Source organism: Calothrix sp. UHCC 0171 (genome assembly GCF_034931845.1).
In the GTDB taxonomy this organism is placed as follows: domain Bacteria; phylum Cyanobacteriota; class Cyanobacteriia; order Cyanobacteriales; family Nostocaceae; genus Brunnivagina.
Map to the genome: position 1 here is coordinate 58,392 of NZ_JAYGHN010000026.1, position 17,018 is coordinate 75,409.

A 17,018-nucleotide genomic window follows, 5' to 3' on the forward strand; every position below is an offset into this window, starting at 1 on the left:
AGTGCGGAGAGGAGTTTCCGGGGAGATATTCTTCACGGAAAACTCCGGGGCATCTTACCCGCGTCTCATATACAAATTAAATACGCGACAGCTTCTAAATCTTTCTATCTCCCCATGTCCGTATCAGTATTATTTAGGCAAATCTGATATATGGGGAGAAAGCGGATTTCTGTTGGATATTTAGTTGGATATTTATAGTTTGGGAACTTAATGCTTTCTATTCCCGAACCATTTAGCAGCCGCAAGTCCAATAATTGCACCGACAATGGGATTACTCAGAAACTTCAAAATTCCTGGTTGTTCTGCTAAAACTTCGCGAAAAATATCGGGATGATTGTGATAAGCAAATGATGCTAACTTACTCACATCATCAGCAGTCATTTTTCCAGGTGTATGAGTAGACAGTCCTAATTGGCGCTCTAAATTTCTATCATCAAGTCCTCTTTCTTTGAGGTGTTTAAAGAAGGCACGAGCAACATCATCACGTTCATTAGGTTTGATTTGGGAAATTGCCTTTTGCAACTCCGGTTCCATTTGATTTGTCGGAATGCGATCGCTATTTAAAGAGTGACTAAATAATTGCCGACGCTCGTCTGTAGTTGTGCGTTGAGCAAAGTCATCAAAATTTTGATATTCTCGTGAAGGGTCATTTTGCACATCATCTAGTGATTCCACATCTCCCTGTGCCAAATCCTTCATGATTTCGCGTCTATATTTGTCACTATTACTCATATTGAGACTCCGGTTTTATTTGTTTATTATTGGTTGTTATTTATTAATTACCTATTGCCTAATCTAATAATAATTAATAATCAACCAACTAAGTGTATTGAATTTGATTACTTTGGGTATCATATTGCGCTGTTAAAATTAGTTTTTTATCAGGCGCATATACAAGTACCGTCAAATCTTGATTGGGGAAATTTTTATGGAAACCTTGCACCAAAGATTTGGTTAAAGTGCGGACTTCGTTTGGACGAACTTGTGGAGAAATTACAATTCCTAATTTATTGTTATCGCGAACATAAGCATCTTTAATTAAGCCTTTGGATGTTTGCACGACCCAATCACCAAAGCTTTGTCCAGATTGGGTATTTCCCCGTTCTAGAGCGATATATGGTGAGCCTTGAGTCAACGCTGGCTGATTTGGATTCCGATCTAGTTGGGCGACATTACTACTGTTCCCACAAGCAGTTGTCAAAGTTAAAACCAGCACTAAAATAACAGTTGTTATTATCTTTCTACTCTGCTGTAGCAGATTCATATTTTTACCCCCTTAATTTATTGAAGATATAACGACATCTAAACAAATATTTTTTGTTCACTTAAACAGATATTGCAGAAATTTTGGGATAATTTCGAGGATGTAGAGGCGCTAAACATAGCGCCTTTACAAAGTTTTTCATTTACCCAACTTTCTCACTGAAGAAGTATTGCTGTATCTACTACTTCAGTTCTTCCTTCACATTATCTTTGATGTCTTCTACACCATGACGCACTTGGCTCTCCGCTTGTTTGGCTTTACCTTCAGCTTGATCTTTGGGGTCGCCAGTTACTTTTCCTAAAGCTTCTTGAGCTTTACCTTCAATATTTTTAGCAGTAGCTTTTGCTCTATCTTCTAAACTCATTTTGACCTCTAAGTAGAGTATACAAGCTATTCAAAGTTATCAATAGACTTTGAATATTCTTTGTGATTACCCTCATAAAGTAGCTTGAATATTCAACCTGATACTTCCGTCATGAGGCTAATAATTATCTCTACTGAAAGGAGGAGAAAAGAATGAGAAAAGAAAAATCGGAGAAATCAAAATCAGGGCAAATGCACTCGCAGACTGAATCATCAACATAATGCGGATATTTTAAGCGCGTATAATATCAGTTGCATCTAAACAATTTTCCAATAAAAACCCGATCACAATTAAGTGCGATCGGGTTAAAGGGTTATAAATATACTTTAAAGTGATGATTGTTGAATTCTAATTTATTTCTAATCAAGAAAGCCCATCAGCACTGGAGTCTCATCAGTTTCATTTGAAGCGACAGGACGATTACCCATGACTGAGTAGCTTTCCGAAACTACCAAGGAACTGGAAGAGATGGGACGAATTCCCGATAGGTTAATAGTGTCAATAACATCAATTTCATTGGCTCCAATTGGACGAATACCCATAATATTCATGGTTTCGATAACTTGCAAATGACTAATACCAATTGGACGAATACCGGCAGCAGAAAAAGTTCCGGCGAATTCTAAGTTACTAGCTCCAATGGGACGTATCCCAGAGATAGCTAGAGTTTTTTCTTCGCGAACTTGGAGTTTGCTAGAGATTTCGTTTCCTTTGGATGATTCTGCTGGCGCTGACATTTTAGTAGTTGGCTCGACTTTGTTTGCTACTTTTGTATCCTTGGTTTCGGCTTTAGCTTCTTTAGCCTCAGCTTTAACTGCTACTTTATCTGTACTGGTGCTTTGAGCTTGGTTGTTTTCAACTTCCATTATGGTTTCCCCCTTGAGCGTGGCGCGCTTTTGCCGAGGACTGGTTGGTTTACCAGTGCTGCTCATGCTCATGACCTATACCTCGTTTATTAATTGAATTTTACAATACTTAGGAGATAGAAATTTTATCCCATACACCATTTGAGTTTAACTTCAAAAATGCTGTCATAGGTATATATATCTTCTAAATATTCATATAAGTAAAACTGAATAGTAAATATTGGTAAACTTTAGTAAAGAAATTTGCGGATAAATTCTCCAGAGTCGCGATTCGGAAATCATGATGCTGACTCCATATATTCTGACTGCTGATTACAGTTATCCGTTACTATAAGTTAGGGTATTTATAGTACGTTTGTATGACAAAATTTAGTCTTCAAGCACCTTTTGAACCAACAGGCGACCAACCAAGTGCGATCGCTCAATTGGTAAAATGGGTGAATGCTGGAAATACTTATCAAACCTTACTGGGGGCGACGGGAACAGGGAAAACCTTCTCAATTGCAAGTGTAATTGAGAATGTCGGCAAGCCAACTTTAGTATTGGCGCATAACAAAACCCTGGCGGCGCAGCTTTGTAATGAGTTGCGGGAATTTTTTCCAAATAATGCGGTGGAATATTTCGTTAGTTATTACGATTACTATCAGCCAGAAGCTTATATTCCTGTTAGTGATACCTACATTGAAAAAACTGCTGCCATTAACGACGAAATCGATATGTTGCGACATTCCGCTACCCGTTCCTTATTTGAACGGCGTGATGTGATTGTTGTTGCCTCGATTAGCTGTATATATGGTTTAGGTATGCCTGCCGAATATCTGAAAGCAGCGATTCCTTTTCAAGTTGGCAGGTTGGTAGACCAGAGAGAAATACTGAAAGACCTTGTATCAATTCAATATAGCCGTAATGACATTGAAATGGGTCGGGGTAAATTTCGGGTACGGGGTGATGTTTTAGAAATTGGTCCCGCATACGAAGATAGAATTATTCGGGTGGAATTTTTTGGGGATGAGATAGACGCGATTCGTTATGTTGACCCGGTGACGGGTGAAATTATCCAAAGCTTGCAAGCTGTGAATCTTTATCCTGCACGTCACTTTGTCACGCCGGAAGAACGTTTGGAAGAGGCTTGTAAAGATATTGCTGAGGAGTTAAAACAGCGCAGAGTAGAACTCGAAGAACAAAGTAAACTCTTGGAAGCACAACGCATCGATCAACGTACTCGTTACGACTTAGAAATGTTACGGGAAGTTGGATATTGTAATGGTGTGGAAAACTATTCGCGTCACCTGGCTGGCAGACAAGCAGGAGAACCACCCGAATGTCTGATTGATTATTTTCCCCAGGATTGGCTGTTGGTAATCGATGAGTCCCATGTGACTGTACCGCAGATTCGCGGTATGTATAACGGTGATCAAGCCAGGAAAAAAGTCCTGATTGAACATGGCTTTAGATTACCGAGTGCTGCTGATAACAGACCTCTGAAGGCGGAGGAGTTTTGGCATAAGGTAAATCAATGTATTTTTGTTTCGGCAACTCCGGGCACTTGGGAAATTGAAATTTCGGAAACAAATATTGCTGAACAAATCATTCGCCCAACGGGAGTGCTAGACCCAGAAATTAGTGTTCGTCCCACGGAAGGTCAAATTGATGACTTATTGGGCGAAATTAAAGACCGTGTTGACCTGCAAGAAAGGGTATTAATTACGACTTTGACTAAGCGGATGGCGGAGGATTTAACTGAATATCTACAAGATAATGGTATTCGAGTCAAGTATTTGCATTCAGAAATTAACTCGATTCAACGGATTGAAATTATCCAAGATTTGCGGGATGGTAATTTTGATGTGTTGGTTGGTGTCAATTTGCTGCGGGAAGGTTTAGACTTACCGGAAGTATCTTTGGTGGCAATTTTAGATGCCGATAAAGAAGGTTTTTTGCGTGCAGAAAGGTCATTAATTCAAACAATTGGTCGTGCGGCTCGTCATATTCGCGGCAAGGCGATTATGTATGCAGATAATATGACTGATAGTATGGTAAGAGCGATTGATGAAACTGAAAGAAGACGCGGCATTCAAATGGCTCACAACAAGATGCATAATATTGTGCCACAACCGATCGCAAAGAAAAAATCAAGTAATGCAATTTTATCTTTCTTGGAAGTTTCTCGGCGTTTGAATACACAAGATTTACAAGTTGTGGAGGAACATATTCAGGAAATACCGTTAGAGGATATTCCTGATTTGGTAAGTAAGTTGGAAACACAAATGAAGGCGGCAGCAAAAAATTTGGAATTTGAGGAAGCAGCAAAATTTCGGGATCAAATTAAAAAGCTGCGGGATAAATTAGTGGGGAGGTAGATTAGGTTGACTTTGATGGGGAGGTGGGGAGCAAAAGTAGGGTGCTGTTAGCGCAAGCGTAACGCACCATTTCATAATTAGTTCAGAATTGCTGAACTGTATTGGAATAAATCTAACTAATGCAAAAGCTAGTACGTGAAGGCAGAAGTAAGAAGGCAGAAGGCAGAAGGCAGAAGGCAGAAGTAAGAAGGCAGAAGGCAGAAGGAATAAAGCTTATTTCAGAAGCTTTTTGTGATTTTAGAATGGTTGGTTCATTTCCGCCGTACTGTACTAGTAGTTCACCAAACGTCAATCTCCACCCGTCAATTTTCGCTTGGCAAACCACTAGCTAGGGTGAGAATCGCTAATCACATTCAGGGTAAATCAAGATTTTGTAAGTTTCCGGTGTTGGTTTGACTGCTTGTTCCACCGCTTTTGATAAATTTTCTAGGGAAATGCGATCGCTAATTAATTCTTTCACATTAATGCGTCTATTAAATACAATATCCGCCGCTAAACTTTGGATTTTAAATGATGAGCTATAACTTCCCATCAAATCGATTTCTCGACGATACAAAATATTCGGATTCACGGGAATTTCCATCTCATCGGGAAATTCTGCAAAAAATAAAATCTTCCCACCTTTACGGGTACAATCCAAAGCTTGGAAAAATGCTTTATCGCTGGGAACCGCCAGTAATGTCACATCTACACCCATTCCATTCGTGAGTGCGTGAATTTTACTTTGTAAATCCGCATCTCGCGCATCAAAAGCGGCTTCGGCACCAACCTGTAAGGCTTTTTCAATTCGGGAGGGAATTAAATCGGTAGTTATCGCTTTTGCACCGAAATATTTCACCAACATAACAAACATTAAGCCAATTGGACCTGCTCCTGTAATTAAAACAGTTTGCCCAGGTTGAATATTTGCCTTTTTCACAGCTTTGAGACAGCAATTAGTCGGTTCCACAAAACTGGCTTCCTCAAAACTAATATCATCGGGAATCGGAATTAAACCCCCATGATTAACAATATGTCCCGGAACCTTCACATATTCCGCAAAACCTCCACCACTGGGTGCAAAACCTGCTGTGGTGACAATATTTTTATAGGTATCGCACATCGAATAATTTTCATTCAGGCAATAGTCACAGCGCATACAGGGAATATGGTGCATTACCGCAACACGCTGTCCAATTTGCCATTTTTTCACATTCGCACCCACTCCAGCGATGACTCCCGCAGTCTCATGTCCAAAAATGCGGGGTGGTTCATAAAGGGGATAAAGAATTTTTTTGATATCAGATTGACATAAACCGACAACTTTTACCTGTACCAGCACCTCATCTGCTTCTAAGGATGGTACGGGAATTTCCTCGTAGGATAAATTGTTGACACCACGAAATACCTGTGCTTTCACGTTGATTCTACCGCGATCGACGTTTATAGATGTAGCATTTTGTGGTGTTTCTCGGCTATCTTTCGCTGGGATTGAAAAAAGTCACTCCCTTGCCTAACAATAGTCTCCCTGAGAGAATATGGCGAAACCAATGCAAGGAAATTATGACTCATCAAACATATACCACAGATATCCTAGTTGTCGGTGGAGGAGCAGGAGGAACCGCAGCTGCTATTTCATCTGCGAGAATGGGTGTTAATACTATATTGGTTAGCGAATTTTCCTGGTTGGGAGGTATGCTAACTAGTGCAGGTGTTCCTGTACCGGATGGCAATGAACTGGAAGCATTACAAACAGGAATTTGGGGCGCTTATCTCCGGGAATTGGAACAGCGTCAACCCGGTGGTTTAGATAATAGTTGGGTAAGTTTTTTTAGTTATGAGCCGCGTATCGGTGCCGAAATATTTGTGGATTGGGTGCGAAAATTATCAAATCTGCATTGGATTTCCGGATATGTACCTCTAGAAGTATTGCGTCAAGATGACTGCATCACAGGTGTCAGGTTTGCAGATTTCACCGTCAAAGCCAAAATCACCATCGATGGAACTGAATTAGGGGATTTATTAGCTTTGGGAGAAATACCCCATCGTTGGGGTTGGGAATTACAGTCTGAGTTTGGAGAAGCGAGCGCACCAACTGAGTTTAATTCTCTCACACAGAAATATCCCGTCCAAGCTCCCACTTGGGTGGTAGTCATGGAGGATTTTGGAGAAGAGGTAGCACCAGAAATTTTGCCCGCACCAAATTATGATGAATCGCGATTTGTCGGCGCATGGGATGGTTACGGTGGTGAGAAATTTCTGAATTACGGACGTTTACCAGGAAATCGGTTTATGATTAACTGGCCCCTCAAAGGTAATGATTGGGGTGAAGGTGTTGGTAGATTAGTCGATTCGGCAGCAAAACGTCAAGAATTTCTGCAAGAGTGTTTGTGGCATAGTCAAAACTTTGCTCATTTTATTCAATCACAACTTGGTCGTCGCTACGGTTTCGCTAAGGATGTTTTCCCCACCCAAAATCCCCTGCAAAATCAAAACAGTGCTTTGGCGCTGCATCCCTACTTCCGCGAAAGTCGTCGCTTAATTGGCTTAACCACAGTATGTGAACAGGATATTATCCCTGTACCTGGGGGTAATGTCGCAACTTTGCACCTAGATGCGATCGCAATTGGCAATTATGCTAACGATCATCACTATCCTGATATCAAGTTTAGCTTACAACCTAAATCAATTCGCTGGGGTGGGCGTTGGACGGGTACTCCTTTTACGATTCCCTATCGCTGTGTTGTTCCCGCAGATATCCAGGGTTTTTTTGTTTGTGAAAAAAATATCTCAGTATCTCACATTGCTAATGGTGCGACTCGGCTTCAACCGGTGGTGCTTGGTATTGGGCAAGCTGTAGGTACGGCGGCGGCATTATGTATCTTGGACAATGTATTCCCTCAGTGTTTATCTGTAGAGAAGCTCCAACATACCTTATTGGCAACTTCACATACACCCACTGCGATCGCTCCAATTTTGAATTTACAGTTAAGTCATCCTGATTGGCTACATTGGCAAAAATATTACTTGGACAATCCTTCTGACTATCCAACTAATGGCTATTGCCCTGACTCCCCCCAGAATCAGTATTTATACGCACTTAAAAAATACGTAATAACACGTAACTTAACCGCTTTTGTTGGTAATTTCCAGTTATTAAATCAGCAAGATTACAGATTTACGGTTGTAAGCCCTGCCAAATATCAAGGACAGACTTGGCAGTTAGTAACTTTGCGATCGCATATTAACTCCCTGTTGCAAAAAATAAATGATGGCGAATCCCTCAAGCTTTGGGGTCGTTATAATTCCGCAGGCAACTGGTTAATAGTAGAACAAGTAGATATGTGAAGTTTTTTTATTGAGTAAAAAAAAATACTTTTTTGAAAACGTCCGGGTGCAGTAAAAGAAACTAAGTATTAGTGGATGGAGAGTTCTAAAACTAACATCTTCTATGCGTGTTGCTATCTCACTTTTAATCACAACTGTTTTCTTCGGTTCCTTAACCGTTAATGACCACAATCTGTTGCAATCATCTAGTACAAACCAACAGGAAATAGCTTCTATAAGCAAGTCAGGGAAAAAAACGAAGAAACCACAACAGCCAATTCCCCACCGTGGTAGTGGTCGCCGCGACCTTAGAGAATATTCTGTTTTCAGTAGTGCTGATGTCTGAAAAGTATTATTGATTATCTGCGTAATACTAAGATGATTGTAGTCAGCAAGATAAGTAGTATTTGCGCGAACAATCGAATTAATACATCAATTATAGATTGCTTAGTCACACATTGAACAGTTGAGACGGATACAATACTAGTATTATTCCTGTATTAGTTAAAGGGATTTTTTACTTGTTGTAATTTCTCAATGCCTTGATTGAGGTGAACAAGAGCATATCACCCAAACAGACAGCAGTCAGAATTTTCTCACATGGCATCAATCCTGAAATTTCGCGGGATTATTACCTTTAACGCTTTAGCTATATCTATGCAGCAATATCCTTGAAGCGGTTTATCAAAAGCTGGGGATATAAATTTGGATTGTTACAATGTTTGGGGAAATAGCCCTGAGGTAATCCCCAATACTTAATTTATGAGGAGTCGCCTCGCAATTACGGTTCGACTTCATTTCAGTAACTCTCAAAAACCGGCGTTGCTGTAATTGAAATTTTCTCAATATCCCATATCCCCATCTTCGGCTATGGCTGGATTTTGGCTATTTTATTTAATTAAATAGATTATGGATATTTATGGATTGCCACAAACAGCAAGCGTTGGTGCGTGATTGTGAATATTTTTGCCAAATCTGCAACTGAATTCCACTACACACCATCCTACATCCATAAAGTAAGTTAAAACAAGAATCAATATACTGCAATCATATCTGGTGTGTAATACCAAAAGTCCAAATCTAGCTGTGGATATTGTTCTCGCGTCACATAGCCAAAAAATTCTCTATACCACTAGACTATCAGCCGATGTCAGCACTGTACTACTTCTCTGTACAGTGTTGAGTTTCAATATCTATATCTATATAGTTTGCATACTTTGATTGCTTCAATCGATCGCATTTATAACATCCTTCCGCAAAATATTAAGAAAACATAAAAATTAGTGCCTTACCATTTTGATGATGTCTGATGCCAATTAAGTTTGTTAATATCAAGCTCTCAACTTGATATTTTTCCCAAAGCCTGATATGGTAATTTAGATTTTCATATCCAACCTTGACGGAAACTGCTACACAGGGAATTATCTTAAATTTTGGAAAAATTTTGAAAATAATTAAAATTTGTATATTTTTTCGGGATTGATAGGCAGAAAGTGGAATAGATAGTAAAAAATAAAGAAAATATTAAATTTAGTTCATGGAGAAAAACGTGAAGTTAGAGCGATTGTTGGTTTTTGAGGCTGAAATAGCTCAAGTAACTCCGACAATCTCACTGAAATTTGTTAGGTTTAGTGTTGGATACTAAAAATTATTCAAGATGGTATATTTTCAGCAAGTTTTAAAGAAAAAGATTATGATGCGCTCAGGAGCATATTTGTAAATGCAATTACTTCCACAGCCTCGACATAATAAACATCGTCCCAAACTCATTTCGGAACAAGCGCTTGAGGAATCCCCAAATCGGGGTATTGAAGAAAAAACAAATGCAGATATTATTAATAGTGAGCCATTTATTGCGAAAAGACGCACAGCAGTTCCTATGGAGCATCAGATTACACCTAAGCTATTGGAACTAGCCTCTCAAGATAGTTTCCCGGCTGTAGGAAGAAGAGAGAAGCGTCATACTCGAAAAGTCGCTACCTCGGAAACAGAGGAAAGAGTGGCGATTTTTATTGATGGAGCCAATCTTTTTTATGCGGCAATGCATCTGAATTTGGAGATTGATTACACCAAGTTGTTACGCTCTCTAACTAAGGGAAGACAGCTATTAAGAGCATACTTTTATACTCCTGTTGATAACACAAATGAGAAGCAACAGGGGTTTTTATTATGGATGCGTCGTAATGGCTATCGCGTGTTTACTAAAGATTTAGTCTATCTTCCTGATGGCTCCAAGAAAGCGAATATGGATGTTGAGATTACAGTAGATATGCTAACTTTAGCTAGATACTGTGATACCTTAATTTTACTCAGTGGTGATGGTGATTTAGCTTATGCTGTCAATGCTGTCGCCTATCAAGGTGTACAGGTAGAAGTTGTCAGTTTGAGTTCGATGACGAGCGAGAGTCTGATTGATGTGGCTGACTGCTACACTGACTTGGACGAAATTCGCGAAGAGATTCAGAAATAGAGGCAGGATAGATAGGGAGAGTGGAAATTAAAAATCAAGATTTTCCAGAGAAAAAGAATTTCTGATGACTTTTTTCTCCTCCCTATCCCTAATTCTGTCTCTTTGGTAAAGTGACAGTGACTTTTGTCCCTTGCCCAATGCGGCTGTCGAGGGCTATATTACCACCATGTAAGTCAACACAAGACTTTGCGATCGCTAATCCTAAACCAGTACCGGGAATTGTGTCAACATTGCTGGCACGGCTAAAGGATTGAAAGAGGTTTTTTTGCTCTTGGCTGGGGATACCAATACCATTATCTTGGATGGAGAAGATAATTTCAGTGTCTTTGCCAATCAGGTGAAACTCAATATCGCCACCATCCGGGGAATATTTGATGGCATTGGAGATGAGATTGATGAAAATTTGTCGTAGTAATCCCCTGTCTCCCCAAAAGCCTTGACAGTTACCGTTGATTTTAAAGGTTAATTCGTGTTTTTCTCCGACTGTTAAGCGTTGTTGTTCCATCAATTCGGAAAAAAATTGTAGCAAGTCGAGGGGAATTGGCTTGAATTTGGTTTTTTCCAGTTCGATTTGATTGACTTGTAACACCTCATCAATGAGTTTTGATAAATGTCTGGCTTTGTCTTCAATCATTTCTAGAAACCTTTGCTGTTTACAATCATCTAATTTATCGCCATGCTGTTTGAGAGTGGAGGCGGCAGCCAAAATTGAAGCTAGGGGTGTGCGGTATTCGTGGGAGACTGTAGCAATAAATTGTGATTTAAATCCATTCAGTTGCTTTTCTTTGTTTAGTGATGCTTGGGTTTGGGCAAGTAACTCTGCTTGTTGAATCGCAATTGCTAGCTGTACTGCCACTTCGTTGAGCATTTCGACTTCGTCGGGTTGCCATATCTTAGCTGTTTGACTTTCTTGCTGGCATTGATGAGCTACCAATAAACCCCAAATTCTCGCCTCATGATTTAACTCTTGACTGAGATTAATGGGTACAATCAGGTTTGCTTGCCGATTCAATAATTGCTCAAATACTTCATGGGGATGATCCGGTTGATGTACACTAGCTGCATAGATATTGCAAATTTCTCCCTGGCATTGCCAATGGTTACTTGCTCCCACGGCGGCAATTTCGTAACTATTGAAGATTGATGTGCATTCTAGGGGCTGGCGATTACTTGCTAATGATTGCACTATTTTTTCACCTGCTGTACCCAAGGCAAACTGATATAATACTACGCGATCGCATTTAAGTAATTGCTGAACTTCTGCCACTGCTGTATGCAAAATCTGTTCTAAATCTAAGGATTCCCGAATCCGCAATGCGGTTGTGGCAATTAATCGCTGCTGTCTATTTTTCTTACTTAATTGGGTTTGCAAACAAGATTGTTTAATGGCATTACGCACTGCTAACTGTAATACATCTGCTTTTAAATTCTGCTTGACTAAATAGTCTTGAATGCCTTTTTTCATAGCTTGTACGGCAACTTTTTCATTCCCTTGTCCCGTCAGCATAATCACAGAACTATGAGTATCAAAGTAATTGTTTATCTTTTGATTTTCTAACCTTTCTAGAAACTCAAAACCACTCATATCCGGCAAGCAAAAATCAAGCAATATCGCATCAAATTGCATCTGTTGCCACAAAGACAGCCCAGTTTCCGCCGAATCTGCATCCACTATCTCATAAGAAAAGTGAGTATCCTTCAACAAGTATCGACGATAGATTTTTCTATCTTCCGCGCAATCATCAACGATAAGCAGCGTGCGAGAATTCAGCATGGCAAGTCGGGAGATATGAATCTCACCTATTTAGGTGTTTACATATTGCATAGTTCTAAATCCAAATCTAAACAAATTATCAACACAATCTAAATAAATTATTAAAAATCTTTACCCAAATTATAACGGAAATTGGGCATGGGAAATTGGCAAGAAGCAAGACAAGGGAAACAGGGAAAGATAATATTAATATTTCTTCACCATGTTCCCCTTTATCCTACTGCCCATTTGGTGATACGTTTGTCTCTAACCAGTAGTCAACAAAAGCACGAACAATATCCTGGAGTTCTTCGGAATTCATGGGTTTGATTAAATAGCCATTTGCACCTTTTTGGTAGCACAATTGAATATCTTTCGGGTTTGAAGATGTTGTAAACACAACTACGGGAATTTCGCGAAAATTACTATCTTGTTTGAGTTGTTCCAGGACATCACGTCCGTCTAAACCTGGTAAATTTAAATCAAGGAGTATCACTGATGGTCTTGGTGCTGTTTGAGGATTGTCATAAATACCCTCATGTTTGAGATATTCTAAAGCTTCATCTCCATTGCAACAGCGATAAACTGGGTTTTGAACTGACATCCTTTGCATTAAACGTTGCAGCATTTTAAAATCCTCGTTGCTATCTTCAACAACAAGCACTGGTTCGCAAACTTGTTTTATCATGGGTGAGATTTGAACTGAGTTTTTAGAATTGATTTAAAAAAGTGAGTTTAGTCAGTTTCGTTAACTTATATTAAGTGTAAATAAAAAGGTCGAACCTTCGCCATAGGTTGAATCTACCCAAATTGTACCGCCATGGCGCTCAATAATTTTTTTGGCAATTGCCAGCCCTGCACCTGTGCCTCCACCGTATTCTGCTTGTGAATGTAAGCGTTTGAAGAGGCGGAAGATAATTTCTTGGTGGCGAGGTTTAATCCCAATACCGTTGTCGCGGATGTAGAAGATTGGGAATTTCCCATGTTGGCGATGATTTGGAGAATTATGAAGATTTTCTGGAATTTCCTCAGGAGAGGCAAAAAAACCGACTTCTATCCATTTGTCAGTGCGATCGTTATACTTAAGAGCATTACCAATTAAGTTACTAAACACCTCATTCATGAGAACTGTGTCACATACAATCGTTGGTAAGGCGCGAGGAATAAGAATATCGAAAGATTCAAGTTTGCGGCTAGCACGGAACATTTCACACACCGCATCGACTACAATATTTAAATCGGTTGGTTGCGATCGCAATTCTGCTTGCCCTAACTGAGATAGCCGCAGCAAAACATCAATCAGCGAATCCATGCGCTGAGTCAAGCTGACTAACGTATGCAAGCAGCTGATTCCCTCAGCATCCAGGAGATGGGCATAGTCTTCAATTAAAATTGTTGAATAGTTATGGATACCCCGCAACGGTTCCTTCAAATCGTGGGAAGCAGCATAGGCAAAGGAATCAAGTTCGTGGTTACTGCGTTCAAGTTCGAGATTAATTTTCGCAAGTTCGTCAGCTTTGTGAATCACAATCCCGACAATGGCGTTACGTAAATCGGAGGCACTATCCAACTCACACTGTTGCCAAGGTATAGCAGTAAAGCGAACGATTTCTTGCCATAACTCGAAGGAATGACGCGGTGAAAGTGTGACACTGCCGTCATCACTGGTTTGTATGGAATCGCCAGGATTACCAGCCCAATCCACTGTTTGTAAAGCTTCGGGGCGAAACCAGAGAATGTAGTAACGTAAGACGCGAGAAATTCGCAACAGCAATAAACCACTGGCGGTGTCCTTTTGGGCTGCATAATCAGGGAATAATTTCGGCAAGGAATTAGTAGCCCATAAATCTTCACTAATATGAGTACCAGCCCAGTCTATTAATTTGCTAATCTCTGGGACTGTGGGAGTATTGCCCACTAAAGTAATGTCATCACCCAAACAAACCGCACAACCGGAAGCACTCACAACATCGAGCAACCGAGGTGCAGGATGAATCAATGCATCCACAAAGTTGTCAGTATTGGAGATAGAAGTAATAAATTGTGATTGCAGAGATTTGAGTTTATTTTTGTAACCAAGTTCAGCTTGAGCCATTTTCTTTGCCAATTCTAGAGAGACAATTTCTCCCAAGAATTTACAAGCTGTTCTGATTTCGTAAGGAAGATGTGTGGGAGTGCGATTGTGGCAGGAAATTAATCCCCATAGTTTTTGTTCGTGAATTAGGGAGATAACTAGAAGTGAGGCGACACCCATATTTTGATGAAACTCAATGCAGCAAGAATCAAAGCTCCGCAGTATCGAGTTACTTAAATTCAGGGGTTGATGGGTTTGGGGATTTTCACTGGGAACAAGATGACTAAATTCAACTTTGAAGTTGGGAATAAAGCGAAGTAAACAGCGTGTGTAGAGATTTTTAGAAGTTTCGGGGATGTCGGTTGCTGGGTAATGCAGTCCTAGATATGGTGATAAATTATCATTCTTGGCTTCGGCTATTACTGAGCCAGAACCATCTAAGTCGAATTTGTAGACCATTACCCGGTCAAATTTGGTAATATTTTTAACTTTTTTGGCGACAAGATCGAAAAATGTGGGGATGTCTGAGGTTTGTTGTATTTGCACTATGACATCATTCACCAAGCCATGAAAGCTCAAAAAACTCATTTCCTGATGGGAGTGAATCGGTTCGAGTTCAAGAATGATGCTAGTTCCACTACGATGAATGATGGCATCAAAATGTTTTGCTGGTGAATGTTTTGTGGATTGAGTCAGCTTGAGTTTGAGTGAGGTAGAAATATTTGTCGTAGTGGCAATTTCTAGAATTGCAGTAATTTGCTCTGCGTCAAATAAAATATCTAAATGTTGATTGAGTATTGCTTGAGGTTTTTTACCCAAAAAATGTTCGACATTATCGCTTACCTGTAAAATCACCAACGACTCACTTAATGCTAACAAGACACCGTGAGGTTGAATTGAGCCAGGTATATGAATTTGGTTGTAGGTTTCAGGCTGGCTCATAATTGCAAGCTCAGTTAATGTTGCTGAATTTTAGGTACTAACTTTCCATCTCTTCTTTATCTTCCCCTATTTCTTGAACAATTTTGGAAGCGATCGCAAATCTTGCAAATTATAATTAAAGGCTTTCCCTGTTGTCATGAGTTGATAACCAGCGACAAACAAAGCTGCTGATGCCAGAATGGCGAATAAATTGATGGAAGCAAATACATTCCCCGTAAATAAGATTAATGCCGCCCCCAAGGCAATTAAAACCCAGCCCCAATTACGATTAAAGCGACGTTGAAATAAGAAGACAGCACCTGCGATACAGAGCAAGACACCAGGAATACGCACAAAGATGCCAACATGTGTATTTGCCGCCACAATAATTGTCGAAGCAACCATCAAAGCCAAACCGACAATTTTACTTGTTTTATCAACTGCTCTGAATGGGGCTTTTGGGGCAACTTGCGGTTGCAGCACAGTTTGACTCGTTTTCATTATTTGCTTTGGCGGTGAATTTTGTTTATACTGAAAGACTAAAGTCACCTGATTGTCTTTACCCAGAGAAATGCGATCGCCTAATGACAATAAATAGCGTTGTTTGGGTTCCAATAAGACATCATTGAGAAAAGTACCATTCACACTACCCAAATCAACTAAGTAATAATTGCTGCCATCAGCTTGGATTTCTGCGTGTTGGCGAGAAACAATATCAGTTCCAGGGAACAAAGAAACATTGATATCCGGGATGATTAATTCATTTGGCTTCCCAATCCGAATTACTGGTTGATTGGCAGGTACATCAAAGGAAGTATTCGATTGCACATGCAATAATTCTAAACCCAAATCAATATTGTTTGTTGTTTCTATATTTTCTTGCATAGATTTCTTTTACTTGTAACTCGTAAATCCCAAAAACCTAAAAAATACATATATAGCAATCCTAAATCATTTCTCCAAAACTCTCGCCCCCGTTTTATTCTCGTAATGTCCCCTTGCCAAACACATCAACCTCATGTTCCCTAGCCTTCTCCATCTCACTCACATAACCACACCGGGCATCAGGAAAAGCATCGCAATAGCTCACATAAGGTTTAATATCTAGAATAGGAGTTTGATCGAGTAAATCAATTCCCTCCACATGCAAAACCAAACCCTCAACTTTAATTAACTTCGGCGCACTAAGTCCGATAGGATTAGGACGATGGGGGGCACGAGTTGCTAAAGTTCCTCGACGCACACGCGGTCCCCGTGGGAGAATAACAGTGGGATTCCAGTGCTTATTCAGGTGTAACCAGGAAATTATCCAGATACGTTCAAAACTTTCCATATCCTTGAGTGCGATCGCAGGTATGATATGGGGGAACAGTTCTATTTGAGCTAGTACAGGTTGATAATCTTTGGGTATGGATTGCAGTTGGGATTGTCGCGGTGTTCCATGTCTTTCTTTGTAAGGTGAATGCACCACACCAATCGGGTTTAAAGTAATTTCCTGGGGAAAGTTAACAGCTTCAATATAGTTTTTTGGGGGAAATTTCGGCATCTTACTTTTTGGTATTTTTTACGTCCGGCTAATCAATTATCATTAATTTTCTCCGCGTCTCCCCATCTCCCCATCTCCGTGTCGATTTTATCTT

Annotated in this window: 14 protein-coding genes; 4 read left to right on the plus strand and 10 right to left on the minus strand. The window is 40.0% G+C overall.

The window, feature by feature from the left end:
• Positions 1-207: 207 nt before the first annotated feature.
• The 4 genes from VB733_RS18615 to VB733_RS18630 form a co-directional block, all read right to left on the minus strand.
• Positions 208-732, minus strand: a complete 525-nt coding sequence (locus VB733_RS18615; protein WP_323341554.1) for a hypothetical protein — start codon at positions 730-732, stop codon at positions 208-210.
• A gap of 88 nt (positions 733-820) precedes the next feature.
• Positions 821-1,264 (minus strand): hypothetical protein, encoded by a 444-nt coding sequence (locus VB733_RS18620; RefSeq protein WP_323341555.1) that lies wholly within the window; start codon positions 1,262-1,264, stop codon positions 821-823.
• Between the two features lie 181 nt (positions 1,265-1,445).
• Positions 1,446-1,628 (minus strand): CsbD family protein, encoded by a 183-nt coding sequence (locus VB733_RS18625; RefSeq protein ID WP_323341556.1) that lies wholly within the window; start codon positions 1,626-1,628, stop codon positions 1,446-1,448.
• A gap of 359 nt (positions 1,629-1,987) precedes the next feature.
• A complete protein-coding gene (locus VB733_RS18630; protein ID WP_323341557.1) occupies positions 1,988-2,566 on the minus strand; it encodes a hypothetical protein in 579 nt (192 codons plus the stop codon).
• Between the two features lie 287 nt (positions 2,567-2,853).
• On the opposite strand from VB733_RS18630, the gene uvrB reads away from it, so the two are divergent.
• The gene (gene uvrB / locus VB733_RS18635) at positions 2,854-4,854 is read left to right on the plus strand and encodes an excinuclease ABC subunit UvrB (RefSeq protein WP_323341558.1); all 2,001 of its coding nucleotides are present in this window, start codon (positions 2,854-2,856) and stop codon (positions 4,852-4,854) included.
• Positions 4,855-5,197: 343 nt separating this feature from the next.
• Here the strand turns inward: uvrB and VB733_RS18640 are convergent, their stop codons facing one another.
• Positions 5,198-6,253: a zinc-dependent dehydrogenase gene (locus VB733_RS18640; protein ID WP_323341559.1), complete on the minus strand. Its 1,056-nt coding sequence runs from the start codon at positions 6,251-6,253 to the stop codon at positions 5,198-5,200.
• Positions 6,254-6,396: 143 nt separating this feature from the next.
• On the opposite strand from VB733_RS18640, the gene VB733_RS18645 reads away from it, so the two are divergent.
• From VB733_RS18645 to VB733_RS18655, 3 genes are all read left to right on the plus strand, one after another.
• Entirely contained in the window at positions 6,397-8,181 is a 1,785-nt protein-coding gene (locus VB733_RS18645; RefSeq protein ID WP_323341560.1) for an FAD-dependent oxidoreductase, read from the plus strand.
• 103 nt (positions 8,182-8,284) lie between these two features.
• Positions 8,285-8,506 (plus strand): heterocyst-inhibiting protein PatX, encoded by a 222-nt coding sequence (gene patX / locus VB733_RS18650; RefSeq protein ID WP_323341561.1) that lies wholly within the window; start codon positions 8,285-8,287, stop codon positions 8,504-8,506.
• A 1,374-nt stretch (positions 8,507-9,880) separates the two neighbouring features.
• Complete coding sequence (locus VB733_RS18655; RefSeq protein ID WP_323341562.1) at positions 9,881-10,630, plus strand: NYN domain-containing protein; 750 nt, start codon at positions 9,881-9,883, stop codon at positions 10,628-10,630.
• 88 nt (positions 10,631-10,718) lie between these two features.
• Here the strand turns inward: VB733_RS18655 and VB733_RS18660 are convergent, their stop codons facing one another.
• From VB733_RS18660 to tsaA, 5 genes are all read right to left on the minus strand, one after another.
• Complete coding sequence (locus VB733_RS18660) at positions 10,719-12,404, minus strand: ATP-binding protein (RefSeq protein WP_323341563.1); 1,686 nt, start codon at positions 12,402-12,404, stop codon at positions 10,719-10,721.
• Positions 12,405-12,621: 217 nt separating this feature from the next.
• Entirely contained in the window at positions 12,622-13,071 is a 450-nt protein-coding gene (locus VB733_RS18665; protein ID WP_323341564.1) for a response regulator, read from the minus strand.
• A gap of 60 nt (positions 13,072-13,131) precedes the next feature.
• A complete protein-coding gene (locus tag VB733_RS18670) occupies positions 13,132-15,399 on the minus strand; it encodes an ATP-binding protein (protein ID WP_323341565.1) in 2,268 nt (755 codons plus the stop codon).
• A gap of 66 nt (positions 15,400-15,465) precedes the next feature.
• The gene (locus VB733_RS18675; protein WP_323341566.1) at positions 15,466-16,263 is read right to left on the minus strand and encodes an FHA domain-containing protein; all 798 of its coding nucleotides are present in this window, start codon (positions 16,261-16,263) and stop codon (positions 15,466-15,468) included.
• A gap of 94 nt (positions 16,264-16,357) precedes the next feature.
• Positions 16,358-16,924, minus strand: coding sequence for a tRNA (N6-threonylcarbamoyladenosine(37)-N6)-methyltransferase TrmO (tsaA, locus tag VB733_RS18680; RefSeq protein WP_323341567.1), 567 nt, complete (start codon positions 16,922-16,924; stop codon positions 16,358-16,360).
• Between the last annotated feature and the right edge of the window lie 94 nt (positions 16,925-17,018).